Origin of the sequence: Pseudomonas sp. NFPP07 (assembly GCF_900115645.1) — a bacterium.
In the GTDB taxonomy this organism is placed as follows: Bacteria; Pseudomonadota; Gammaproteobacteria; order Pseudomonadales; family Pseudomonadaceae; genus Aquipseudomonas; species Aquipseudomonas chlororaphis.
The window spans coordinates 1-23,350 of sequence record NZ_FOXG01000012.1 but is presented as its reverse complement, the minus strand read 5'-3'; the positions used below and the strand labels follow the sequence as shown (position 1 = coordinate 23,350).

Below are 23,350 nucleotides of genomic sequence, written 5' to 3'. Positions count from 1 at the left end.
AGAGCACGGGAGAAGACCATGAACCAGCGTCCGCGTTGCACGGCCATCCACGAAGCCGGCCACGCCCTGGCCTTTTGGTGGAACGGTCAGCCGATCGCCCGCATTACCGTGCGCACCAGGGCCGAAGCCGACGCGGGTCCGATGCTCGATCTGCGCGGTAACCCGCGCTATGTAGAGGGGTTGGTGGAAGCCGATTACCTGGTCCCGCGCCCGGCCTTCGACGCCCCGGGGATCGCCGAATACCTGCCGTCGATGGTCGAGTCCATCGAGCGCGACCTGCTGCATTGCTTTGCCGGCCCGGTGGCCGAAGCGATCTACCGCCATGGCCGATCCGACAGGCTGATAAAAGGCAGCGGCCGCGGCGACCTGAGCCGCGGCCATGAGCTGATCAGCCTGCTGCCGCCGCGCAAGCTGCTCGACGCCGAATCCCGGGCCATGGCCCGCGCCAGCTGCCTGGTGCATCGCTACTGGCCGGCGGTCGGCGCGGTGGCGGACCTGCTGCAAGAGCGCGGCATGGTCGAGGGGGAAGCCATCACGGCGCTGCTGTGCGCGATCAGCGGCGAGTCGCCGACGCCCCTCGGTAACGATCTGGCGAGCCTCGACCCGTGATGGCGTGGCGTTGAACCGCGCCGGCTTGCGCGATCCGTGAAGTCAGCCAGACTGTCTGCCAATCGCCCGCCTGGCCCGGGCGGTTTTCATCGCCATTGCCCCACCGAGATCACCATGTCGCAATACCCAGGCGTCGACGCCGAAGGTTTTATCCAGTCCCTGCCCGACCAGCCGTTGCAACCGGTGTTCAGCCACCTGGTGGATGAGTTGCGCGCGATGCTCTCGCGGCGTTTTCCGGCGCTGCTCGATGGCCTGTACCTCTACGGCAGCGTGGCCCGTGGCGACGCGCGGCCGGGCACCTCCGACCTGGATGTGACCCTGGTCCTGGCCTGGGCACCGAGCCCCGAGGAGCGCCAGCGGCTGGAGCAGACTCGGCAGGCGCTGGAGGCGCGGCACCCGGAGGTGTCGAAGATCGATTTCGACATCGGCGTGCTCAGCGAGGTGCTGGCGCCCGACAATCGCTACCGCTGGGGTTTCTGGCTCAAGCATCAGTGCCGCTGCATCTGGGGCAATGACCTGGGGCTGCGCTTCGAGCCTTTCCGCCCGAGCCGGACCATCGCCCTGGCACTGAATGGCGACTTCCCCCAGGTGCTGGAAGGCTACGCTCAGCAGCTGGAACAAAGCCGCGAACCGTTGCAGCAGCAACGCCTGCAACGGGCCGCGGCACGCAAGGCGCTGCGCTCGGCCAACCTGCTGCGCGGCGAACAGGAACGCGGCTGGCCGACCACCCTGGAGGAGCATGCGCAGCTGCTGACGGCGGCCGAACCAGGGATGGCCGAGTATGCCGCGTTCTTCCTCAAGCAGGCCTATGTGCCCCAGGGTTCGGTGAGTGAGTTCGTGCAGCGGTTGCGGGCCTACAGCGCGTTGCTGGTGGGGGAAGGCGCTCAGGCTTGAACGGCCTATCTGTAGCGGTCGGTCAATGGCTCGCGACAAGGCCCGGCCTCCTGCGTCGAATGGGGTTACGTCATCGCGGGCAAGCCTCGCTCCTCCAGAGGCTGTTTGGCTGCTGCGAGCTGGAATGGCTTTGTACTAAGCCACTGAATCCAGCGCCCGCCATCGACGCTGCTGGCTGAGCAGCGCCACCAGAATCGCCATGAGCACCAGCCCCGCGGCCAGGGCAAAGGTGAAACCCATGCCGCTGGCGACAGCCTCGGCGCTTGCCGTGGTGAGATCGCCAGTTACCGCGGCGAACAGCGCGCCCATCAGCGAGGCGCCGGTGATCAGCCCGAGGTTGCGCGACAGGTTGAGCAGGCCGGAAATCACCCCGCGCTGCTCGGCGCCCACCTCGCTCATCACCGCGGTGTTGTTGGCGGTCTGAAACGTCGCATAGCCCAGGGTGATGACAACGATGGGCGCCAGGTAGCCGCCGATGCCCAGGCTCGCGGGCAGCAACGCCAGCATCAGGCAACCGAGGACCATGGCGCCGAGGCCGGCGAGGATCATCGGCCGCACGCCCAAACGATCGGCGATGCGCCCGGCCGGCACGCCGCTCAGCGCGGTGACACAGGGGCCGAGCGACATCGCCAGGCCCACCGCAAAGGTTTCCAGCCCGAGCCCGTGGGCCAGGTAGAAAGGCCCGACCACCAGCGTCGCCATCATCACCGTCGAGACCAGCGCACTCATGGCCAGGCTGCCGCTCAAGGCCCCGTCGCGAAACAGCGCCAGGCGTATCAGCGGCGCGGCCACCCGCGCCTCCACCCAGACAAACAGGCCGGCCGCCATCAGCGCCGCCAACAGCAGCCCGGCGTTGAGCAGGCCGAAATGGCCGCGGCCCAGGGTCATGGCCAGCCCGTAGGCCAGCAGCGTGAGGGCCAGCAGCAAGGTGCCCAGCGGATCGAACGCGCCTCGTTCAAGGGCCCGCGCCTGACCAGCGGCCGGCAGATACCGATAAGCCAGCACCCAGGTCAGCCCGCCCAACGGCACGCAGGCCAGGAACAACGCCTGCCAGCCGAACCCGGCGATCAATCCCCCGCCCAGGGACGGGCCGAGGGCGGTGCCGATCGCCGACATCGTGCCCAGCAGGCCCATGGCGCTGCCGGTGCGGGCCTTGCTGACCGTCTCGCCGACCAGGGCCAGGGTCAGCGCCATCATGATCGCCGCGCCGACGCCCTGCAGTGCCCGGGCACCGATCAGCATCCCCAGCGTCGGGGCAGCGGCGCAGAGCATCGAGGCCAGAGTGAACAGCAGGATCCCGATCAGCAGCAGGCGCCGCCGTCCCAGCAAATCGCCGAGCCGGCCGACACTGACGATCAGCGCGGTCATCGCCAGCAGGTAGGCAAGGACCACCCACTGCACCTGCTGGAAGCTCGCCCCGAACGCCTGCACCAGGGTCGGCAAGCCCACATTGGCGATGCTGGTGCCCAGCGACGCCAGCAACATCGACAGCGACAGGCTGGCCAGCGCCCAGCCGGCTGACACAACCTCCGGTTTTGTTCCGCTACTGACTGGCTTCACTCTGCACTCCCGCTCTGACCCGCGCGAAATGGCGCTGTCGCCAATCTAGCCCGCGGTCTAACATGGCGGAAGGCGCAGCCTTTGCAGGTTATTCGTGCGCCTGACGCCATATCACTTTCTACGCCAGACGGGACCGCTGCCATGTCCACACCCGATCTCAATCTGCTGATCACCCTCGACGTGCTGCTCGCCGAAGGCAGCGTGGCGCGCGCCGCCCAGCGCCTGCGGCTAAGCCCGTCGGCGATGAGCCGGGCCCTGGCACGCCTGCGCGAAACCACCGGCGATCCGCTGCTGGTGCGCGCCGGCCGTGGCCTGGTGCCGACCCCGCGCGCCCTGGAACTGCGCGAACGGGTCGGCCACCTGGTGCAGGACGCCGAAGCCATGTTGCGCCCCGTCGAACGGCTCGACCTGCAGCGCCTGGCGCGCACCTTCACCCTGCGCAGCAGCGACGGTTTCGTCGAGAACTTCGGCCCGGCCCTGGTCGCCCGCCTGCGCGCCGAAGCCCCAGGGGTGCGCCTGCATTTCCTGCAGAAAACCAGCAAGGACAGCACGCCCCTGCGCGACGGCACGGTCGACCTCGATACCGGCGTGGTGGACGCCAACGCCAGCCCGGAAATCCACACCCGCGCGCTGTTCCGCGATCGTTTTATCGGCGTGGTACGCAACGGCCATCCGCTGAGCCGCGGGCCGATCAGCGCCGCCCGTTACGCCGCCGGCGAGCATGTGCTGGTATCGCGCCAGGGCCTTGATCGCGGGCTGGTGGACGATGCGTTGCAGGCGGCGGGCCTGACGCGCGATATCGCCACCGTCGTTGGCGGTTTCTCCGCCGCCCTGGCCCTGGTCCGCGCTTCGGACCTGATCGCCGCCGTCCCCGAGCGCCACACCCACAACCTGCGCAGCGGCCTGCACAGCTTCGCCCTGCCGCTGGCCACGCCGGAAATCACCGTGTCCATGCTCTGGCATCCACGCATGAACAGCGACCCGGCGCATCGCTGGTTGCGCGACTGTGTGCGGGAGGTGTGTGCGCAGTGATTGGAAAAACCCTGGCAGTCATGCACCGCCACTCCCCTTGCCCAGGCACGGGGAGTGCCGCTACTCGCTGAACCGCCCTGTCACGCCTCGGGCATGACCGCCGGCGCAGAATGCTGGCGCAGCGCCCGCAAGCTGCCGCGCAGTTCGGCCGGGCGCACCGGCTTGGACAGGATGGCGATATTGCGGTCGTGCAACGCGGCCTGGATCTTCTCCACCTCATGCCCGGTGAGGATCAGCGCCGGCACCGCCCAGCCGCGCTGCCGGCGCAGGCTGTCGATGCACTCGATGCCCGTGGCGTGGTTGCCCAGGTCATAGTCGGCGACGATGATGTCGCAGTCGCTGACCAGATCCTTACCGGAAAGCTCGGCCTGGACCACACAGCCCCAGCGCTCGAGCAAGGCCGAGGTGGCCAGCAGCACGTTGCGGTCATCCTCCACCAGGCATACTTTCAAGCCGGTCAGCAGCCCCGCCTGACGCGCCTCGTCGAGGCTGGCGGCTTGCAGCTGCGGTGGCGCCAGGGGCAACCCGAACAGGCTCACCGCGGTGCCGTGGCCCAGCCGCGAACGGATCGCCACCTCGAGCCCCATCAACTGCCCCAGGCGCTTGACGATGGACAGGCCCAGGCCCACTCCTTCGACGTCCTTGTCCCGTAGCTCGCGCACCCGATAGAACTCCTCGAACAGGTTCGGCAGGTGTTCCTCGGCAATCCCCCGGCCCTGGTCATAGATGACGATGGCCAGCCCCGCGCCGCGCTGGCGCACGCCAATCAGCACCGGTCGCCGCGCCGCGTACTTGAAGCAGTTGGACAGCACGTTCTGGACCATGGTGGCGAGCAGCGCCGGGTCCGTCCGGACCCAGTGCGAACAGGGGCGCAGGCGCAGCTCGACCCCGGCCCAGCGCGCGGCTTCGGCGTTCTGCCGCAGCTGGTCGGCGAGGAACTCGCCCAGGTGCAGGGTCTGGAAACTGGGTTGCACCCGCCCGTTGTCGAGGGTGTAGAGGTCGAGAATCGAGCGGAACAATTGCGAGACGTTGAGCAGCGAACGGTCGATGTTGTCCACCAGGCGCCGCTCTTCGTCGCCCAGGCGCGCCTCGCGCAGGCAGGCGGTGAACAGGCCGATGGAGTGGATCGGCTGGCGCAGGTCGTGGCTGGCCTGGGCGAGAAAACGCGACTTTTCCAGGTTGGCGGCAATCGCCTCCTCCGAAGCCTTGCGCGTGCGCTCCAGCAAGATATGGGCGTAGGCCGGGATCACCGTGCTGGTGATCAGCAGCATCAGCACCATGAAGGGTTGCGCCTGCCACAGCGGCGTCAGGCGATAGACCACCAGCAGCGCCATTAGCGCCAGGGCCGTGGCAATCGCCAGGTAGCGCGAGCCATAGCGCATGCCGTTGCCCAGGTTGACCCAGACCATCACCGCGTACAGCGGCAGTGCCGCCTCCCCGCCGACCACCAGGCCGAACGAGGTGCCGGTGTAGTCGTGGACCATGCTCAGGATCCGTCGCGCCGGATAATGCCCGGGCCAGTGCACGATGGCCTGGCGCAGGACGATCGACAGCAGCAGGAACAGGACGATGTAGATCACGATCGGCAGGTAGGTATCGACCCGCTGCCCGGGCAGGAAACCCAGCACGCCGATATAGGCCACGGCGCAGGAACCGACAATAATGCGCAGGTTGGCCTGGTCGAGCTCGGTGTTTTTCTCGAATTTCATGGTGAACATCCTTGTGCGCCAGTCGTCGTACTCGACACGAACCACAGGCAGTTGCCTGGCCCGCTGCTAAAGTAGCTGCCTCAAGGAAAGCTCGACCCAAGGAGAGTCACCCCATGGCATGCCGGATTATCATAGCCGACGATCACCCGCTGTTTCGCGAGGGCATGTTGCGCACGGTCCAGCGCCTGCTGCCGGATGCGCTGATCGAACAGGCCGGCGACCTGGACAGGGTACTCGCCCTGACCCGGGCCGGCGAAGAGCCGGACACGCTGATCCTCGACCTGCGTTTTCCAGGCCTGACCTGCGTCAGCCAGCTGGCCGAACTGCGCAAGCAATTGCCGCGCACCACCCTGATCGTGGTGTCAATGGTCGATGACCAGGCGCTGATCGGCGAGGTCATGGCCGCCGGCGTCGACGGTTTTATCGGCAAGAACATCGCCCCCGACGAGATCGGCCAGGCGGTCCTGGCCATTCGCCAAGGCGAAGTGCTGGTCAAGTTCGCCCCTTCCGGCCTGTTGCCGCTGGGCACCGGCGCCACCCTGACCGCGCGCCAGCACGAGGTGCTGCGCCTGATCGCCCAGGGCAAGACCAACAAGGAAATCGCCCGCGAACTGGAGATCTCGCCCTTCACCGTGCGCATCCATGTGTCGTCGCTGCTGCGCATCCTCAACGTGCCGTCGCGGGCCGCGGCGGCGGTGAAATATTCAGGGGGGCTGTAGCCCGGCTCGTCGCCTGCCAGCGCGTGGCCGCCAGGGTCGGCCGATAATAGGTGGGTTTCCCTGCTGGCACGTCGTGCGCCCCACCCTTCATCGAGGAACCGGAACATGCCGCTGACCCTGTATTTCCATCCCCTGTCGTCGTTCTGCCACAAGGTGCTGATCGCCCTCTACGAACACGGCAGCGCCTTTGAAAAACGCATCATCGACCTGGCCAACGACGCCGACCGGGCCGAGCTGCAAAGCCTGTGGCCGCTGGGCAAGTTCCCGGTCATCCGCGATCACGCCCGGCAGCGCGATGTGCCGGAATCGAGTGTGATCATCGAGTACCTGGACCGGTTTTATCGGGGCCGGCAGCCATTGATTCCGGATGATTGGGACAGCGCGCTGGAAGTCCGGCTGTGGGACCGTTTTTTCGATTGCCATGTCCAGGGGCCGATGCAGCGGATAGTCGCCGATCGCCTGTATGGCACCAATGGCGACCTGAGCCGGGAACGCGCAGCCCTGCTGAGCGCATACAACATGCTCGAACGGCGCCTGGCCTCGAGAATCTGGGTGGCCAGCCCGGACTTCAGCCTGGCCGATTGCGCCGCCGCCCCGGCCTTGTTCTATGCCAGCACGCTGGTGGCCTTTGCCGATGACCATCGCTATTTGCGCGCCTATTTCGAGCGGCTGATACAGCGCCCCTCGTTCCAGCGGGTCATCGACGAAGCCCGGCCCTACTTTGTCCATTACCCGTTTGCCGAGGCCATCGCGCCGCGCTTTCGCTAGCGCCGGACCAGAGCTGAGGTGATGGGAATATCCCGGGCACACAAAAACGGGCCGCTTGAGCATCCGGATGGAGCCGAGGCCGTGCCTTGGGGGGAGCGTTTGATAAATAGAGGGAGGGATGAGAGATGGCAGGGGCGGCTGGATTCGAACCAACGCATGGCAGGATCAAAACCTGCTGCCTTACCGCTTGGCGACGCCCCTATCTCTGCTGTTGCTTGCTTTCACTGCAAGCCCCGTGGGGGGCCTCTGCAAGAACGCGCGGAAATTTATCAACTTTTTCGTCGCCTGTGAAGTCAAAGATGCATAAATTTGTTTTTAAAACAGCTACTTACTTTTTGGGGCCTGAGTGAGGTAAAAACCGCCGATGCCCGGCAACCGCTGTACGGCGGGCGCCAGTCGCCGATTAGTCGCCAACAACGACGGCGAAACCTTTAACGATTCCCCGCCGGCAACTTGGTGCAAAATACCCCGTTCAGGTTGTAGCCCAGCCCCAGTGGCGTCGTGCCGCGCAACGAGAACCGATATGAACACCCATTGTGAGATAAACGATGTGCCCAAGCCGCCTCAACCCCAGCGCCAGCGTGATGGCAACTTTCACTACATCACCCCTCAGCAGCCGGCGGTAACAGCATGATCGAAGTCACCGAGGTTTCCATTGCCCAACTGCGCGCCGCGCTCGAATCAGGCCAGACCACCGCGGTCGAACTGGTCCAGGCCTATCTCGCCAGGATCGATGCCTACGACGGCCCCGATACGCCTACCGCCCTCAATGCGGTAGTGGTACGCAACCCCGACGCGCTCAAGGAAGCCCAGGCCGCCGATGCCCGCCGGGCCAGGGGCGAAACCCTGGGGCCGCTCGATGGCATTCCCTACACCGCCAAGGACAGCTATCTGGTCAAGGGCCTCACCGCCGCTTCCGGCAGCCCCGCCTTCGCCAGGCTGATCGCCTATCGCGATGCGTTCACCATCGAACGGCTGCGCGCCGCCGGGGCGATCTGCCTGGGCAAGACCAATATGCCGCCCATGGCTAACGGCGGCATGCAGCGCGGGGTCTATGGCCGCGCGGAAAGCCCGTACAACGCCGCCTACCTCACCGCGCCCTTCGCCTCGGGCTCGTCGAACGGCGCGGGTACCGCCACCGCCGCCAGCTTCGCCGCCTTTGGCCTGGCGGAGGAAACCTGGTCCAGCGGCCGGGGACCTGCCTCGAACAACGGCTTGTGTGCCTACACCCCGTCGCGCGGGGTGATTTCGGTGCGCGGCAACTGGCCGCTGACCCCGACCATGGACGTGGTGGTGCCCTATGCCCGGACCATGGCCGACCTGCTCGAAGTGCTCGACGTGGTGGTCGCCGAGGACCCGGACACCCGTGGCGATCTGTGGCGCCTGCAACCCTGGGTGCCGATTCCCAGCGTGGCCTCGGTGCGCCCGGCTTCCTATCAGGAACTGGCCGCCAGCAGCAGCGCCCTGGCCGGCAAGCGCTTCGGCGTGCCGCGCATGTACATCAACGCCGACCCTGAGGCGGGCACCAGCGAGGCACCGGGAATCGGTGGCCCGACCGGGCAACGCATCGACACCCGCCCTTCGGTGATCGGCCTCTGGCAGCAGGCGCGCCAGGCGCTCGAAGCCGCCGGCGCCAAGGTGCTCGAAGTGGACTTCCCCCTGGTGTCCAATTGCGAGGGCGATCGCCCCGGCGCGCCGACGGTGTTCAACCGCGGCCTGGTGTCCAAGGAGTTCCTGCACCATGAGTTGTGGGACCTGACCGCCTGGGCCTTCGATGACTTCCTGCAAGCCAACGGCGACCCGCAGCTCAATCGCCTGGTGGATGTCGACGGCCCGCTGATATTCCCCCACGACCCGGGCACCCTGCCCAACCGCGAAGGCGACCTGGCCGCCGGCATGGACGAGTACGTGAAGATGGCCGAGCGCGGCATCACCCCCTGGGATCAGATCCCCACCGTGCCCGACGGTCTGCGCGGCCTGGAGCAAACCCGCAAGCTCGACCTCGAGGACTGGATGGACCGTCTCGGCCTTGATGCGGTGATCTTCCCCACCGTGGCCGACGTCGGCCCGGCCAATGCCGATGTCGACCCTGCCTCCGCGGACATCGCCTGGAGCAATGGCGTCTGGGTGGCCAACGGCAACCTCGCCATCCGCCACCTGGGCGTGCCCACGGTCACCGTGCCGATGGGCGTCATGCCGGACATCGGCATGCCTGTCGGGCTGACCTTCGCCGGCCGCGCCTACGACGATTCGAACCTGCTGCGCCTGGCGGCGGCCTACGAGTCCACCGGCAGCAAACGCCTGATCCCGCCGCGCACTCCGGCGTTGGTGGCAGGTAAGTAAACAGCGGGTAAACGTAAGCGGCGGGATTGCCAATCCCGCCTGCCAACGGCGAGCCAGGGCCATCCGGCCTGCTCAAAATCATCGCCCGCAATCGATCTCGCCAGCGCTCGAACCCGGGCTGGCGACATCCCCCTCAAGAGGCGAAACAGCGCATCCCGGCAACGCGCACTGGGTTCATAACCAGTATTCCCAAAGTCGCGCTATCTGCTCCTTGGCTCTCATACCCAGCGAACGGCGCTGCCACTGTTCCAGCTTGATTTCGTTCGACTTGGCCAGGTCAGCCATGAATGCCGCCTGCATCTTTTTTGCAAACCCGGTGCCCAGCACCACGACGTTGACTTCATCGTTATGCAAGAAGCTGCGCCAGTCGAGGTTGGTGGAGCCGACACTCGACCACACACCATCGATTACTGCAGTCTTGACGTGGAGTAGCGCGTCACGGCGTTCGTAAAGTTTGACGTTGGCTTTCAGCAGCTCGCTGTAGTAAGCGCGTCCGGCATGGAGCACCAGCCACGAATCGGTACTGCTGGGCAGCACCAGCTTGACGTCGACTCCACGGGCTGCCGCCTCCTTGAGGACCGCTAGCAACTGCGGGTCGGGCACAAAGTAGGCGTTGGTCAGCCATATCTCGGTCTGTGCGCTGCGCAGCGCCGAAATCAGCGTGGCGTAGATCAGGCTGAACGGTTCATCTGGCGAACTGCCAATGGCGCGCACCACCTCGCTGCCCTTGCGTTCAGGGGGTGGAAAGTACCGCCTGGCCGCGAGTGGTTCGCCTTTCTGGGCAGTCCAGGTTTCGATGAACAGTTTCTGCAGTTCCGCCACCACGGGCCCCTCGATACGCAGGTCGGTGTCGCGCCAGGGTAAATCGCCATCGGGCCGGGTCTTCGAGTAAGAGCTGAGCGAGCCCCCCGAATAGACGCTGCTGATGTTGATCCCGCCGAGAAAGGCAACGCGGCCGTCCACTATCAGCAGCTTCCGGTGGTCACGCTGGTTCACATCCCAACCCGCTTTGGCCGTCACCGGATTGACAGGGTTGTACTCCAGCACCTTGACGCCCGCTTCGCTCAATCGAGAGAAAAACTCTGCCGATGTTCCCAGGGTGCCGACACTGTCGCGGATCAGGTTGACCTGTACGCCTTGCTGTTGCCGGGCAATCAATGCGTCGGCGAAGCGCTGACCGACTTCGTCATCGTCAAAGATGTAGGTCTCCATGTTGATGTGGTCGCGGGCTGCCTCCATGGCTTTGATCATCGACTGGTAGGTGCTGGGGCCGTCCTGCAGCAAGTCGACCTTGTTGCCTTCCGTCAGCGGGCTGCCGGCGATGGCCTCTTCGATTGCGAGGTGCACGTCGAAGATGTCGGTCTCTGCGCCGGAGGACTTGAGCCGGTCGAGAATGGCTTTGCTGCGCTCGGCAGACAGAGGTCCATGGGCCCCGTCGAGCTGCACTGGCGTAGAGGGTGCGCGAGCCATGTCGGGCACTATCCTGGGCAATGTGCTGCAGGAGATCATAAATGCCAGGAGCACAACCACGCACAGCGCCAGAAGATTACTTGCACCCTTACATGGATTTGGAAGGTTCATTGGACCCCCTCTTGGCGAGGACGGTGATAGCGCTCAATAATCCGCAGATGTCGTCGTGCATCCTGTGCCCAAGAGGGCTTGGCACAGGCTCCTCCACCCAGGCGCCTTGCTTGCCATGCAAGGCGCCTGGGTGAAGGAGCCGCCCGTTAGACCGCCCTGACGCGAAACGCTTGAAAAGATCAAAACCCTTCCTAGGTTTTTTTCAGCGCTTGATCAGGGAAATCTTCGTTCCTTCGATGCTGACCCCGGCCATCAACCCTTGCTGGTCGAAGATGAACGCGTAGGCATCGTCCTTCAGCGTCGAGGTCGAAAGATTCTTCGCTATCCCTTCGTCAACCACGACAACGGTTGGCCCCACGCCGACCTCCCAGCCCTTGGTCTCGCGCACATAGTTCAGCGCTTTTTCGGTCATCAGGAACACCGCATAACCGTACGATTGGGCGCCTGCCTGCAGCCCCCATGACCCGGTGACGGAGTTGTAATAATTCTCCACTTTCTGGCCTTTCATCAGCACGCCTTCGCCATAGCTGCCACCAAACACCAGGCCTGCCTTGACGATTTTCGGGAAGACGAGCACGGCTTTGGCATTGTGCGAAAGGCTTTCGGCGGACGGAGTGGCCTTATAGAGGATTTGCAAGGCTTGCCGGGAGTCGGTAGCCAGGTCCTCGGCGGTGGCCGCACCTGCACTGTTCAACAGGCTCGCCGATGACAGGGATACTGCCGCCAGGACGATCGATAGGAAGAACCGCATTGATTGAGTCATTTTCGTACTCCTACGCGAGAGGAGCGGATGCGATCAACGGTCAGCGCCCGCACCAGGCAGGGCCCGAACCGGCTTGAACTTCTCCGGCTCCCCCCTGAAGTGTGCTGCATGCACTACCGGCAGAATCACCACGAGCACTGCAAGCCAGCAGGATGGGAGTGAATCCGTTTATCAAGGGTCGCCGGCCGGTGTGAAGCAGCCCGGAGACCCTTGATCGGTTGACCATTGCGTATCGGCAGGGTTCGCCGCCTGGGGCTGCTTTTTTATGGGTTGCGGCCAGGCGTAAATGGCCGGAATCGATTGTGGATTCAGTCGGTCGATGCAACACACCAGACACGGTGTAAACAAGCCGGTCGAGAGGCGGTTCTGGCGATCCGCATTGGCGCCGTCCCCGTCCGCACGCTCTACGCCCTGGGAAACACCAGGTCTTCAGATCGCCTTCAGCCCTTCTGCACGGTCCCCAACAGCCATTCCTTGAACGCCAGCATCGCCGGGCTCTGCGCCCGGGACTGCAAGCGGGTCAGCCAATAGCTGCCGGTGGTGATGCCCACCGCGAACGGCTGGACGATGCTGCCGGCGTGCAATTGCCGGGCGAACATCAGCGGCGGCGCCAGGGCCACGCCTATGCCCTGCTGCGCAGCTTCCATCATGCCCAGGGACGAATCGAAGACGATGCTGCGCGCAGGCAGGGTGCTGGCCGGCAAGCCGGCGGCGCTGAACCATTCCGGCCATTCGTCGGTGCGGTAGGAGCGCAGCAGGGTCTGGCCGAGCAGATCGGCGGGGCTGCGCAGCTGTCGCGCCAGTTCCGGCACGCAGAGCACCGACAGCGGCGCTTCCAATAACTGGACAGCATCGGTGCCGTGCCAGGCGCCGTTGCCGAAACGGATGGCGTAGTCCAGGCCTTCGGCGGCGACGTCGACCCGGTTGTTGTGGGTCGAAAGGCGCAGGTCGATAAACGGATGGCGAGCCTGGAAGTCCTCCAGGCGCGGCAACAACCAGCCGACGGCAAAGGTGCCAACCGCGCCGACGCTGAGCATTTCGCGGTAGTGCCCGCCTTCGAAGCGGCCGAGGGTTTCGGCGATGCGGTCGAAACATTCGCACAGCACCGGCAGCAGGGTTTCGCCCTCGCTGGTCAGCATCAGCCCGCGGGGCAGGCGTTTGAACAGGGTCACATTGAGCTGGGCCTCGAGGCTTTTCACCTGATGGCTGACCGCCGCCTGGGTCACGCACAGCTCGATGGCCGCGCGGGTAAAACTCAAATGCCGCGCCGAAGCCTCGAAGGCGCGCAGGGCATTCAGCGGCAGATGGGGTCGGATCATGACCACTCCCTAGTTTTTCTAATGGCTCCTGCGAAATATCGTCGTTTGCCGATCCTTCGCCGGCCGCCTACATTGAGCCGGCTCGCAGCGCGCTGCTCCCTGACTGCAAGGGCAGGCGCTGGCAAAAGCCGCTCGGAGTGCAGCGGCCATCACTCTGCAAAATCATGGAATGCCAGCCCATCATGCACAACAAAAACCTAGCCCTATCTGGATTTTTCACCATTTCCCTGCTGCTGTCCGGCGCCAGCGCCTGCCTGGCCGCCAGCCAGCCGGACAGCGCGCTCAAGCCCCTGGTCGACGCGGCGATCCGCCCTTTGATGCAGCAACAGGACATCGCCGGGATGGCGGTGGCCATCACTCTCAAGGGCCAGCCCCATTACTTTAACTACGGCCTGGCCTCCAAAGAGGGCCAGAAAGCCGTCGACGCCGACACGCTGTTCGAGGTCGGCTCGGTGAGCAAGCTCTTCACCGCGACCCTGGGGGCCTATGCCCAGGCCAGCGGCAAGCTGTCCCTGAACGACCCGGCCAGCCGCTACCTGCCGGCGTTGAAAGGCAGCGCCTTCGAGCACATCAGCCTGTTGCAACTGGGGACCTACAGCGCCGGCGGCCTGCCGTTGCAGTTCCCGGCGCAGTGGGACAGCCAGGACAAGATGCTCGGCTACTACCAGGGCTGGAAACCGGCCTTTGCCCCCGGCGCCCAGCGCCTGTACTCGAACCCGAGCATCGGCCTGTTCGGCTACCTGGCCGCGCAAAGCCTGGGGCAGCCCTTCGAGCAACTGATGGAGCAGCGACTGTTCCCGCAGCTGGGCCTGCAGCACAGCTATGTCCAGGTGCCGAAGTCACAGATGGGTAATTACGCCCAGGGCTACGACAAGGACGGCAAGCCGGTGCGGGTCGGCCCCGGCGCCCTGGATGCCGAGGCCTATGGGGTCAAGACCAGCGCCACCGATCTGCTGCGTTTCGTCCAGGCCAACCTCAAGCCCGAGTCGCTGGCGCAACCCTGGCCGCAGGCCATCGCCCTCACCCACACCGGCTATTACCAGGTCGAGGGCATGACCCAGGGCCTGGGCTGGGAGCTGTACCCCTACCCGCTCAGCCTGGACGCCCTTCTGGCCGGCAACTCGTCGCAGATGGCCTTCGAACCGCACCCGACCCGCTGGCTCACCCCGCCCAAGGCACCGCGGGCCGATACCCTGCTGAACAAGACCGGTTCCACCGGCGGTTTCGGCGCCTATGTGCTGTTCGTGCCCGGCAAGGACATCGGCCTGGTGCTGCTGGCGAACAAGAACTATCCCAACGCCGAACGGGTCAAGGTCGCCCATGCTCTGCTCAAGGCCCTGGATGACGCGCAACCCTGAGAACAACAGCGACCGGATCGGTTAACGGACCGGTCGCTGGAACGACCAGGAGCGCGTCGCAGCTATGACAACGCGCTCCGCGACGATGATCGGCGCTGGATAAAAACAGCGGAACGCGCCATCCTCCGCGTCTTTTTTCCGCGCAGCCCCTGGGGCGCACGTTTTTCCAAGGAAACCCTCCATGCACAACCAGCCGCTCAGCCCCGCCGAGTTCGAATTCATCGAAGACACCCTGCTCAAGTATGGCGACGACCACTCCGTGCTCAACCTGGCCGAGCTGGACGGTTTTTGCACCGCCCTGGTGTCCGGCCCGACCCAGGTGGACATCGCCGAATGGTTCCCGGCCATCTGGGGCGGGCAGAACCCGGACTGGCAGGACCCCGAGGAGTGCAAGCGCTTCATCGAACTGAGCGTGCGCCATCTGAACGCCCTCGCCACGGCGCTGGCGAGCGACTCGGCGAGCTTTCAGCCGCGTTTCGAACAGACCGAGCATCAGGACCAGCCGCTGACGCTGGCGGAAGAATGGTGTTTTGGCTACATCCGCGCCATGGCCGTGAGCAACTGGCCCGAGCTACCCGCCGCCCAGGCCGCCCAGCTGCAAGCCATCATCACCTGCGCCGAACAGGACAACTTCGAACTGCCGGCCGACCTCGATCTGGCTCAACATCGCCAGACCGTGGCCAGCGTCGAACAGGCAGCCCGTGGGCTGCACGATTACTGGTTGGCGCAACGTTGAGAGAGGCCTGGGGGCGGGTCCATCACGGCCCGCCCCAAGCGTGCGCGCTCAAACCGCAAAAACACAAAAGCCTCCCGCAGGAGGCTCTTGGCTCGGCCCGCCAGCGCGGGGTCAGAACGCCAGCTTGTAGCCGATGGAAAACAGCATGAGCGCCAGGAACGGCCGCAGCAGTTCGTCCGAGACGCGGCCGGTCATGTGGCTGCCGAGCCAGATCCCCGGCAGCGAGCCCATCAACAGAAAGCCCAGCAGTTGCCAGTCCATGTTGCCCATGCTCGCGTGCCCCAGGCCGGCGACCAGGGTCAGCGGCACGGCGTGGGCGATTTCGGTGCCGACCAGGCGCTTGGTGGCCAGGAAGGGATAAAGGATGAACAGCGCCACGGTGCCCAGGGCGCCGGCGCCGATGGAGGTCAGGGCGACCATGGTGCCGAGGACCACGCCGGTGACCACCGTCAGGCCGTTGAGGCTGGAATCCTTCAGGTGGTAGTGATCGCCGGCGTGCTTCTGGGCAAAAGCCAGGAGCTTTTTCTTGAACAGGATCGCCAGGGCGGTGAGCAGCAGCACAAAACCCAAGGCCTGCTTGATCACGCTGTTCAGCGCTTGCGGGTCGGTGTGCAGGCTCTTGAGGAACCACAGGGTGGCCAGCACCGCGGGCACGCTGCCCAGGGTCAGCCAGCCGGTGATCTTCCAGTCGATGTTGCGGTTTTTCTGATGGACCAGCACACCACCGGACTTGGTGATGGCGGCGTACAGCAGGTCGGTGCCGACAGCGGTCGCCGGGTTGATACCAAACCACAACAGGATCGGGGTCATCAGCGAACCGCCTCCCACCCCCGTCATCCCTACGATGAAACCCACCAACAGGCCCGCGATTACAAAACCAAAATTACCCACATCCATCAATAAGCCCTACGCATCAACCGCGGCCAGGTAAAAAACTGGCGGCAGCATAGCGCTAATGCTTATGTCCATTTATATAAATAAAATCTAACGTTATAACTCTTTGCCTTTTTGCCCTGTATTCAGCGCATATAACCCTTGGATTTCATGCGGCAGTCACATGGCGAAATGGGTGCGGAAGCGGCCAGGAAAACCTTGGAAGCCGCGCCCTGTTCAGCTCATTTTTTTACCGGAATCCGCTTCACCGCTTCGATCCAGTCCGGATTCAAGCGGTTCTGCTCGGTGTCCATGCCCAGCACTTCCATCCGCTCCTTGTGCCGGTCGATCTCATGCACCGCCTGGCTCAGCGCGCTGGAGTTGGCGTCCAGCTGGTGCATCTGGGTCAGGCCCAGGTGGTAGAAGCGCAGCAGTTTCATCGCTGTCGGGTCCTGGGCCTCGACGCCCGCGGTGACGTGGTGCATGACGTTGGTCACGCTCATCAGGCTGCGCTTGAGCTGCCAGCCGTAGACCGCCGCGGCCATCCACGGCTGCGACCAGAAACGCACGCGCATCAGCACCATGCTCAGCACCAGCCCGGCCAGCACGCCAGCGACATTGAGCTTGAAGTTATCGCCGCCCGGCGTGCCGAACAGCAGCACCGCGGCGCTGGACAACAGCATGGCCAGGGACAGGAAAATCAGGGCAATGAACAAGGTACTGCGGCGGGTCTGCTGGCGAAAAAGCTCGGGGTTCTGCGGCTGGATCTCGAACATGGCGACGGTGCGCTCGCATGATGGACAGGCCGGCATTATCACCCTGCCCGCACTGGGAGATGGCGAATAAATCCACGCTGCGACAATCCACCTCGGCCACCGGGGCGCGCCGTCGGAGCCAAGCAGAAATTGGGAGGGATGCGGATCGAGCCTGCCGGGCGTCGAATGGCACGCCCGACGCGGACAAATGGACCGGCCCCTGGCGGAGCCGGTCCTCGTGGCTCAGGCCACCTGGCCCTTGGCCTGTTGCTCCAGGTGCAGTTGCAGCTCGGGGTCGATCCGCAGCGCCGCCGCCAGCTCGTCCAGGTAAGCGCGCTCGGCGTCCTGCTGATCGTCCACCAGCATCACGCTGGCCAAGTACATTTCCGCCGCCATGCCCGGCTCGCCCGCGGCCGACTGGGCCACGTCGGCGGCGTCCAGGGGACGCGCGACTTCGTCGTCGAGCCATTGCTGCAGTTGCGGGTCATCGGTATGACGGCCGATCTCGGCGCTGATCAGTTGTTTTTCCTGTTCGTCGATACGGCCATCGGCCTTGGCCGCGGCGATCAGGGCGCGGAGGATCGCATGGCTGTGTTCTTCGGCTTCCGGGCCGGCCAGCTGGTCGACGGTGCGCAACGCCTGTTGCGGCGCCGCCGATTGTTGCTGTTGTTGCCAGGCCTGGTAAGCCTGGAACGCCATCATCCCCAGGGAGGCCAGCGCCGCGTAGTTCATGCCACCGCCGGAGCGGCCCTGAGGGGCTCCACCGGAAGTCGCGCCGCCAGAGATCGCGCCGCCCAAGCCGGAACCACCCAGCAGGCCGCCCAGCAGACCACCCAGGCCGCCAGCGCCCGGGCCACCCGGAGCACCGCCGCCGCTGTTACCGCCCAACAGGCCGCCGAGCAAGCCACCCAGGCCTCCCAGCCCGCCCTGCGGTGCCGAGGCCCCGCCACCCTGCTGCGTCATCGAGGCCTGGCCGGCGCGCAGCAACTGTTCAAGCAAATCACTGGTGTTCATCGCATCGCTCTCTTCAGGCAGTTATTCAGATTGCCAACAATAGTCTTCGCCACGGCTTGCGCCAACTGCTTCCGCTTGGGCCCTACCCCCGCCTCGCCAATCACCCGCGTCATCCGCCAACTCCCAGGTCGCACCTGACGATCGGTACAAAGATTGAGTTGCAATAAAATATTACAAATATCATATTTCAACCATAATATTCCCCCTCCAGGAACTTGTCATGACCAGCCTGCCCGCCATCGACCCTGCCACTGTCGCCACCCACCCGGCCCCGGTCAGGCCTCCTTTGCTCAAGCGCCTGCTACTTGCCACCCTGGCGCTGGTGGCCCTGGCGGCGCTGGTGTTCTACAGCCTGCATTGGTGGACCAGCGGGCGTTTTATCGAACAGACCGACGACGCTTATATAGGCGGCGACGTGACAGTGATCGGACCCAAGGTGTCCGGCTACATCGAGCAGGTGCTGGTCAGCGACAACCAGCGGGTCAAGGCCGGCGACCTGCTGATCCGCCTCGACTCGCGGGATTACCGCGCCAGCCTGGCCAAGGCCGAAGGCGCGGTGGCCGCCGAGGAAGCGCTGCTGGCCAACCTGGACTCCACCGAACAGTTGCAGCACGCGGTAATCAGCCAGGCTCGCGCCGGGATCGACGCCACCGCCGCGGAAATGACCCGCTCGCGCGACGACAATGCCCGCTACAAACGCCTGGTGGGCAGCTCGGCGGTGTCGGTGGAAAGCGCGCAACGGGCCGAGGCCGGCTTCAAGACCGCCCAGGCCCTCAACACCCGGGCCCAGGCTGAACTGCTGGCGACCCAGCGCCAGCTGCAAGTGATCGCCACCCAGAAACTGCAAGCCAAGGCAGCCTTGCTCCAGGCCCGCGCCGAGCGCGACCTGGCGCAACTGAACCTGGGCTACACGGAAATCCGCGCGCCCATGGACGGGGTGATCGGCAACCGTCGGGCGCGCAATGGCGCCTACACCCAGGCCGGCGCGCAACTGCTGTCGCTGGTGCCGGCCAGCGGCCTGTGGGTGGACGCCAACTTCAAGGAAGACCAGCTGCAACACATGAGCCCGGGCCAGCGCGTGGTGATCCGCGCCGACGTGCTGCCCGGCCGGGAATTCCACGGCCACCTCGACAGCCTGGCCCCGGCCACCGGCGCGCAGTTCAGCGTGCTGCCACCGGAGAACGCCACCGGCAACTTCACCAAGATCGTCCAGCGGGTGCCGGTGCGGGTGATCCTCGACCCGCAGGACGCGGTGCTCGGCCAGTTGCGCCCCGGCCTGTCGGTGACGGCCGCGGTCAACACCCGCAGCGAACCGGCGGCGCCTGAACCCGCCGTGGCCAGCGCGCCATGAGCCGCGCCCTCGCCGCCCCGGCCCAGCCCCTGAATCCGGCCAACATGGCCACGGCGACCAAGGTCTTCGCCTTCGCCACTATGTGCATGGGCATGTTCATCGCCCTGCTGGATATCCAGATCGTCTCGGCCTCGTTGCGCGATATCGGCGGCGGGCTGTCGGCCGGCACCGATGAAACCGCCTGGGTGCAGACCAGCTACCTGATCGCCGAAATCATCGTCATCCCGCTGTCGGGCTGGCTGTCGCGGGTGTTCTCCACGCGCTGGCTGTTCTGCGCCTCGGCGGTCGGCTTCACCCTGGCCAGCCTGCTGTGCGGCCTGGCCTGGAACATCCAGAGCATGATCGTGTTCCGCGCCCTGCAAGGGTTTCTCGGCGGCTCGATGATCCCCCTGGTGTTCACCACCGCATTCTTTTTCTTCACCGGCAAGCAGCGGGTGATCGCCGCGGCGACCATCGGCGCGGTGGCGTCCCTGGCGCCGACCCTGGGCCCGGTGATCGGCGGCTGGATCACCGAAGTGTCGAGCTGGCACTGGCTGTTCTACATCAACCTGCTGCCGGGGATTTTCGTCGCCGTGGCGGTGCCCATGCTGGTGCGGATCGACCAGCCGGAACTGGCGTTGCTCAAGGGCGCCGACTACCTGAGCATGCTGCTGCTCGCGCTGTTTCTCGGCTGCCTGGAGTACACCCTGGAAGAAGGCCCGCGCTGGAACTGGTTCAGCGACAGCACCATCCTCGCCACCGCCTGGATTTGCGGATTGGCCGGGCTGGCCTTTATCGGCCGCACCCTGCACGTGGCCAACCCGATCGTCGACCTGCGCGCCCTGAAGGAGCGCAATTTCGCCCTCGGCTGTTTCTTCTCCTTCGTCACCGGCATCGGCCTGTTCGCCACCATCTACCTGACGCCGCTGTTTCTCGGTCGGGTGCGTGGCTACAGCGCGCTGGATATCGGCATGGCGGTGTTTTCCACCGGGGTGTTCCAGGTGCTGGCGATCCCGCTGTATGCGTTTCTCGCCAACCGCATCGACCTGCGCTGGATCATGATGGCGGGCCTGGGGTTATTCGCCTTGTCGATGTGGGATTTCAGCCCCATCACCCATGACTGGGGGGCCAGGGAACTGCTGCTGCCGCAAGCCTTGCGCGGTATCGCCCAGCAGTTGGCGGTGCCACCGGCGGTGACCCTGACCCTGGGCGGGCTGGCGCCGGCGCGGCTCAAGCATGCCTCGGGGCTGTTCAACCTGATGCGCAACCTCGGCGGCGCCATCGGCATCGCTGCCTGCGCCACCATTCTCAACGACCGCACCAACCTGCACTTCACCCGCCTGGCCGAACACCTCAACAGCAGCAACGAAGCGCTCAACCAATGGCTGGCCCGGGTCGGCGGCAACTTCGCGGCGCTGGGCCAGAGCGGTGACGAAGGCGTCAGCGCCAGCCTGCGCCAGCTCTGGCAACTGACCTACCGCGAAGCGCAGACGCAAACCTACGGCGACGCGTTCCTGATGATCATGGTGTGTTTCATCATCGCCACGGCCATGGTGCCCCTGATGCGCAAGGTCACCCCGCCGTCGGCGCCGTCAGCCGACGGCCATTGAGCCCGGGTGAATCAGGCCTGGGGCATTTTGCGGAAACCCACCGCCAGGCGGTTCCAGCTGTTGATGGTGGCGATGGCCAGGCTCAGGTCGACCTGCTCGCTGGGGCTGAACTGGCTGCTCAGCAGCTCGTAGTCGGCATCCGGCGCGTGGGTTTCGCTGACCCTGGTCAGGGACTCGGTCCAGGCCAGGGCCGCGCGTTCGCGGTCGGTGAAGAACGGCGTTTCGCGCCAGACCGAAACCGCGTACAGGCGGCGCTCGGTTTCCCCGCTCTTGCGCGCGTCGGCGGTGTGCATGTCGACGCAGAAGGCGCAGCCGTTGATCTGCGAGGCGCGCAGCTTCACCAGCTCGATCAGCGACTTTTCCAGGGGCAGTTTCGAGACCGCGGTTTCCAGGGCGATCATGGCTTTGAGCGCGTCCGGCGAAGCGGTGTAGAAGTCGATACGCGGTTGCATGGTGTGGCTCCAGGTCCAGTGAATGTGGCGCTACGTTAAGCCCGGGCCCGGTCCCTACCAATAACCAATTGCGCCTAAGACCAGGTGACCAATGTCCCCGGTCTTCTGTGGGAGCGGCCGCTCGACGCTCGATTGCCCTGGCGGCCGGTGGCCGCTACGCGGATCGCGCGCAAGCTGCGCGCCTGCAGGGGTCGTGCATGGACGCTCAGGCGCGCCGGCGCAGCCACTGCATAAAACCTTTTTTCACCGCCGGCCGCGGGGTTTCCTGGGTCAGCGTCTGGGCGATGTGCTGGCGGAAATCCAGGAGGTTTTTCATCGCGTCGCTGATGTCGCGCCGCGCGTCCAGGCACGGCTTGAGGTATTCGTTTTCGATGCGGTACAGGGTGCAGAAGGTCTTGGCCGAGAAGTCCGCCGCGGTCGCCTGATCGGCAACCCCCGCCTCGCCTATCACTTCGCCCGGCCCCATCCGCCCGGCCTCGAAAGGCTTGCCATCGCGGATCAGGCTGACCGAGACCACCCCCGATTCGATGATCAGCAGGTGATCGCTGACCTCGCCCGCCGGCAGGATGGTCTCGCCGGCGCGGAAGGTCTGCAGGGTCATGTTCTGGCTGAAGGTTTCCTTCTCTTCCTGGCGCAGGGTAGAGAAGATGCTCGAGCTGTCCAGCAGCGCCCGCGGGCGCGACAGTTGGGCCGCCATGCTGCTTTCACCGCTGGACAGCAGGCTGACGCCGGACGCCTGCAAGTGCCGGAAGGCCAGGTCGAACAGCTGGTTGCGCACTTCGCGCTTCTGCCCCATGGAGGCCACGAAACCGCTGATCTCGTACTCCACCCCGGCATTGCCCGAGCTTTTCAGGGCCACGCTGGGGGCCGGCTTGGGGAGCAGGAAACGGCAACCGAGCATGGCCCGCTCCAGCGCCTCGATCACCGTTTGCGGCCGCGCATGGGGGCTGACCTGGAGGCTGATGGAAAGCCCGTGCATATCGGCGGGACGGCTGAAGTTGATGATCTTGGCCTTGGCCGCCAGGGAATTGGGGATCACCGCCATGCTGCCCTGGGAGGTCTGCAGCCGGGTGGCGCGCCAGTCGATGTCGGTGACCCGGCCTTCGGTGCCGTCGATGGAGATCCAGTCATCGAGCTGATACGGCTTGGTGGTGTTCAGCACGATGCCGGAGAACACGTCGCTGAGGGTGCTTTGCAGCGCCAGGCCGACAATGATCGCCACCGCGCCGGAGGTGGCCAGCACGCCCTTGACCGGCAGCTCCAGCACATAGGCCATGGCGGCGATGATGGCGATCAGGAAAATCACCGCCCCCATCAAGTCCTGCAACAGCCGCCCGGTATGCCCGACCCGCTGCATCATCAGGGTGCCGAGCAACACCGTCAGGGTCCGCGCGCCGAACAGCCACCAACCGATCTGCAACCCGGTGGCGGCCAGGTGCAGCGGCACGTCCTCCGGCCAGGGCGCCGCCTGCATCGGGTTCAGGCCCTGGTTGAACAGCAGCACGCTGTACAGGGTGAAGATCAGCACCCGCACCAGCAGCTTCCAGTAACCGCCCCGCGCGCCGATCAGGCGCCACAGCAGCATGTCCAGCAGGATCAGGACCAGCGCGGCGAACAGCGGGTGGTCGGCGAACAGGTTCGGCATCAAGCAACTCCAGCACGGTCAGAGGCGCGACAATCTCACACAAGCGACCTTGCAGGTATAGCCGCAGAAACAAAAACAGGGGCCTCATGGGAGGCCCCTGCCTGCAACTATGTTGCTCACTCCGTAGCCGCTGCCGAGCCCGCGAGGCTGCGATCGACCCCGCAGGGGGCGCAGGATCTTGAGATCGCTTAAGGACCTTCGGCCCTATCGCAGCCTGCGGCAGCGGCTACAGGGGTTGTGACCTACCGATCGGCGCTAACCCTGTAGCCGCTGCCGAGCT

General features: G+C 65.3%; 20 protein-coding genes and 1 tRNA gene. 10 read left to right on the top strand and 11 right to left on the bottom strand.

The genetic code is table 11. The features are described 5' to 3' along the window. Positions 1–18: 18 nt before the first annotated feature. Both BM019_RS26950 and BM019_RS26945 read left to right on the top strand, forming a co-directional pair. A complete protein-coding gene (locus tag BM019_RS26950; RefSeq protein ID WP_062825212.1) occupies positions 19–609 on the top strand; it encodes a hypothetical protein in 591 nt (196 codons plus the stop codon). A 114-nt stretch (positions 610–723) separates the two neighbouring features. Then, positions 724–1,503, top strand: coding sequence for a nucleotidyltransferase domain-containing protein (locus BM019_RS26945; RefSeq protein WP_092421675.1), 780 nt, complete (start codon positions 724–726; stop codon positions 1,501–1,503). Between the two features lie 135 nt (positions 1,504–1,638). Here BM019_RS26945 and BM019_RS26940 read toward each other — a convergent pair whose 3' ends face one another. Further along, positions 1,639–3,063, bottom strand: coding sequence for an MFS transporter (locus BM019_RS26940; protein ID WP_092421672.1), 1,425 nt, complete (start codon positions 3,061–3,063; stop codon positions 1,639–1,641). Between the two features lie 141 nt (positions 3,064–3,204). On the opposite strand from BM019_RS26940, the gene BM019_RS26935 reads away from it, so the two are divergent. Further along, positions 3,205–4,095, top strand: a complete 891-nt coding sequence (locus BM019_RS26935) for a LysR family transcriptional regulator (RefSeq protein ID WP_092421669.1) — start codon at positions 3,205–3,207, stop codon at positions 4,093–4,095. Positions 4,096–4,175: 80 nt separating this feature from the next. Here BM019_RS26935 and BM019_RS26930 read toward each other — a convergent pair whose 3' ends face one another. Further along, positions 4,176–5,804 (bottom strand): hybrid sensor histidine kinase/response regulator, encoded by a 1,629-nt coding sequence (locus BM019_RS26930; protein WP_092421666.1) that lies wholly within the window; start codon positions 5,802–5,804, stop codon positions 4,176–4,178. Between the two features lie 113 nt (positions 5,805–5,917). Here BM019_RS26930 and BM019_RS26925 point away from each other — a divergent pair, with 113 nt between their 5' ends. Both BM019_RS26925 and BM019_RS26920 read left to right on the top strand, forming a co-directional pair. Next, positions 5,918–6,523 (top strand): LuxR C-terminal-related transcriptional regulator, encoded by a 606-nt coding sequence (locus BM019_RS26925; RefSeq protein WP_092421663.1) that lies wholly within the window; start codon positions 5,918–5,920, stop codon positions 6,521–6,523. 105 nt (positions 6,524–6,628) lie between these two features. Next, positions 6,629–7,291: a glutathione S-transferase family protein gene (locus BM019_RS26920; protein WP_092421660.1), complete on the top strand. Its 663-nt coding sequence runs from the start codon at positions 6,629–6,631 to the stop codon at positions 7,289–7,291. Between the two features lie 126 nt (positions 7,292–7,417). On the opposite strand, the gene BM019_RS26915 is transcribed toward BM019_RS26920, so the two are convergent. Next, positions 7,418–7,492, bottom strand: a tRNA-Gln gene (locus BM019_RS26915). 429 nt (positions 7,493–7,921) lie between these two features. Here BM019_RS26915 and BM019_RS26910 point away from each other — a divergent pair. Beyond that, complete coding sequence (locus BM019_RS26910; RefSeq protein ID WP_092421657.1) at positions 7,922–9,634, top strand: amidase; 1,713 nt, start codon at positions 7,922–7,924, stop codon at positions 9,632–9,634. 174 nt (positions 9,635–9,808) lie between these two features. Here the strand turns inward: BM019_RS26910 and cls are convergent, their stop codons facing one another. The 3 genes from cls to BM019_RS26895 all read right to left on the bottom strand — a co-directional run bounded on the left by cls (position 9,809) and on the right by BM019_RS26895 (position 13,297). After that, a complete protein-coding gene (cls, locus tag BM019_RS26905; RefSeq protein WP_009044776.1) occupies positions 9,809–11,104 on the bottom strand; it encodes a cardiolipin synthase in 1,296 nt (431 codons plus the stop codon). Positions 11,105–11,417: 313 nt separating this feature from the next. Beyond that, positions 11,418–11,978 (bottom strand): lipid-binding SYLF domain-containing protein, encoded by a 561-nt coding sequence (locus tag BM019_RS26900; RefSeq protein ID WP_087091738.1) that lies wholly within the window; start codon positions 11,976–11,978, stop codon positions 11,418–11,420. A 440-nt stretch (positions 11,979–12,418) separates the two neighbouring features. Next, positions 12,419–13,297 (bottom strand): LysR family transcriptional regulator, encoded by an 879-nt coding sequence (locus BM019_RS26895; RefSeq protein WP_062825203.1) that lies wholly within the window; start codon positions 13,295–13,297, stop codon positions 12,419–12,421. A gap of 182 nt (positions 13,298–13,479) precedes the next feature. Between BM019_RS26895 and ampC the strand changes: the two genes are divergently transcribed. Together ampC and BM019_RS26885 are read left to right on the top strand one after the other, a co-directional pair. Beyond that, complete coding sequence (gene ampC, locus BM019_RS26890) at positions 13,480–14,655, top strand: class C beta-lactamase (RefSeq protein WP_092421654.1); 1,176 nt, start codon at positions 13,480–13,482, stop codon at positions 14,653–14,655. A gap of 181 nt (positions 14,656–14,836) precedes the next feature. Beyond that, the gene (locus BM019_RS26885) at positions 14,837–15,391 is read left to right on the top strand and encodes a UPF0149 family protein (protein WP_092421651.1); all 555 of its coding nucleotides are present in this window, start codon (positions 14,837–14,839) and stop codon (positions 15,389–15,391) included. 111 nt (positions 15,392–15,502) lie between these two features. On the opposite strand, the gene BM019_RS26880 is transcribed toward BM019_RS26885, so the two are convergent. From BM019_RS26880 to BM019_RS26870, 3 genes are all read right to left on the bottom strand, one after another. Continuing rightward, positions 15,503–16,288 carry a sulfite exporter TauE/SafE family protein gene (locus BM019_RS26880; RefSeq protein ID WP_037004885.1) on the bottom strand — a complete coding sequence of 262 codons (786 nt, stop codon included), beginning with the start codon at positions 16,286–16,288 and terminating at the stop codon, positions 15,503–15,505. Between the two features lie 218 nt (positions 16,289–16,506). Next, entirely contained in the window at positions 16,507–17,040 is a 534-nt protein-coding gene (locus BM019_RS26875) for a DUF3087 family protein (protein ID WP_009044782.1), read from the bottom strand. Between the two features lie 222 nt (positions 17,041–17,262). Then, complete coding sequence (locus BM019_RS26870; RefSeq protein ID WP_092421648.1) at positions 17,263–18,033, bottom strand: DUF533 domain-containing protein; 771 nt, start codon at positions 18,031–18,033, stop codon at positions 17,263–17,265. Positions 18,034–18,253: 220 nt separating this feature from the next. On the opposite strand from BM019_RS26870, the gene BM019_RS26865 reads away from it, so the two are divergent. Together BM019_RS26865 and BM019_RS26860 are read left to right on the top strand one after the other, a co-directional pair. Then, positions 18,254–19,384, top strand: coding sequence for an HlyD family secretion protein (locus BM019_RS26865; protein WP_092421645.1), 1,131 nt, complete (start codon positions 18,254–18,256; stop codon positions 19,382–19,384). Continuing rightward, a complete protein-coding gene (locus tag BM019_RS26860; protein WP_092421640.1) occupies positions 19,381–20,973 on the top strand; it encodes a DHA2 family efflux MFS transporter permease subunit in 1,593 nt (530 codons plus the stop codon). The genes BM019_RS26865 and BM019_RS26860 overlap by 4 nt, the downstream gene beginning before the upstream one ends. Positions 20,974–20,984: 11 nt before the next feature. Here the strand turns inward: BM019_RS26860 and BM019_RS26855 are convergent, their stop codons facing one another. Then, complete coding sequence (locus BM019_RS26855) at positions 20,985–21,425, bottom strand: carboxymuconolactone decarboxylase family protein (protein ID WP_009044786.1); 441 nt, start codon at positions 21,423–21,425, stop codon at positions 20,985–20,987. Positions 21,426–21,630: 205 nt separating this feature from the next. Further along, positions 21,631–23,070 carry a mechanosensitive ion channel family protein gene (locus tag BM019_RS26850; protein WP_009044787.1) on the bottom strand — a complete coding sequence of 480 codons (1,440 nt, stop codon included), beginning with the start codon at positions 23,068–23,070 and terminating at the stop codon, positions 21,631–21,633. Between the last annotated feature and the right edge of the window lie 280 nt (positions 23,071–23,350).

Bases quoted from the DNA above. Each gene is read 5' to 3' on its own strand.
- BM019_RS26875 (WP_009044782.1), bottom strand. From the start codon at position 17,040: ATGTTCGAGATCCAGCCGCAGAACCCCGAGCTTTTTCGCCAGCAGACC.
- BM019_RS26950 (WP_062825212.1), top strand. From the start codon at position 19: ATGAACCAGCGTCCGCGTTGCACGGCCATCCACGAAGCCGGCCACGCC.
- BM019_RS26935 (WP_092421669.1), top strand. From the start codon at position 3,205: ATGTCCACACCCGATCTCAATCTGCTGATCACCCTCGACGTGCTGCTC.
- BM019_RS26865 (WP_092421645.1), top strand. From the start codon at position 18,254: ATGACCAGCCTGCCCGCCATCGACCCTGCCACTGTCGCCACCCACCCG.
- BM019_RS26920 (WP_092421660.1), top strand. From the start codon at position 6,629: ATGCCGCTGACCCTGTATTTCCATCCCCTGTCGTCGTTCTGCCACAAG.
- BM019_RS26925 (WP_092421663.1), top strand. From the start codon at position 5,918: ATGGCATGCCGGATTATCATAGCCGACGATCACCCGCTGTTTCGCGAG.
- BM019_RS26900 (WP_087091738.1), bottom strand. From the start codon at position 11,978: ATGACTCAATCAATGCGGTTCTTCCTATCGATCGTCCTGGCGGCAGTA.
- BM019_RS26930 (WP_092421666.1), bottom strand. From the start codon at position 5,804: ATGAAATTCGAGAAAAACACCGAGCTCGACCAGGCCAACCTGCGCATT.
- BM019_RS26895 (WP_062825203.1), bottom strand. From the start codon at position 13,297: ATGATCCGACCCCATCTGCCGCTGAATGCCCTGCGCGCCTTCGAGGCT.
- cls (WP_009044776.1), bottom strand. From the start codon at position 11,104: ATGGCTCGCGCACCCTCTACGCCAGTGCAGCTCGACGGGGCCCATGGA.
- BM019_RS26910 (WP_092421657.1), top strand. From the start codon at position 7,922: ATGATCGAAGTCACCGAGGTTTCCATTGCCCAACTGCGCGCCGCGCTC.
- ampC (WP_092421654.1), top strand. From the start codon at position 13,480: ATGCACAACAAAAACCTAGCCCTATCTGGATTTTTCACCATTTCCCTG.
- BM019_RS26860 (WP_092421640.1), top strand. From the start codon at position 19,381: ATGAGCCGCGCCCTCGCCGCCCCGGCCCAGCCCCTGAATCCGGCCAAC.
- BM019_RS26855 (WP_009044786.1), bottom strand. From the start codon at position 21,425: ATGCAACCGCGTATCGACTTCTACACCGCTTCGCCGGACGCGCTCAAA.
- BM019_RS26945 (WP_092421675.1), top strand. From the start codon at position 724: ATGTCGCAATACCCAGGCGTCGACGCCGAAGGTTTTATCCAGTCCCTG.
- BM019_RS26870 (WP_092421648.1), bottom strand. From the start codon at position 18,033: ATGAACACCAGTGATTTGCTTGAACAGTTGCTGCGCGCCGGCCAGGCC.
- BM019_RS26885 (WP_092421651.1), top strand. From the start codon at position 14,837: ATGCACAACCAGCCGCTCAGCCCCGCCGAGTTCGAATTCATCGAAGAC.
- BM019_RS26880 (WP_037004885.1), bottom strand. From the start codon at position 16,288: ATGGATGTGGGTAATTTTGGTTTTGTAATCGCGGGCCTGTTGGTGGGT.
- BM019_RS26850 (WP_009044787.1), bottom strand. From the start codon at position 23,070: ATGCCGAACCTGTTCGCCGACCACCCGCTGTTCGCCGCGCTGGTCCTG.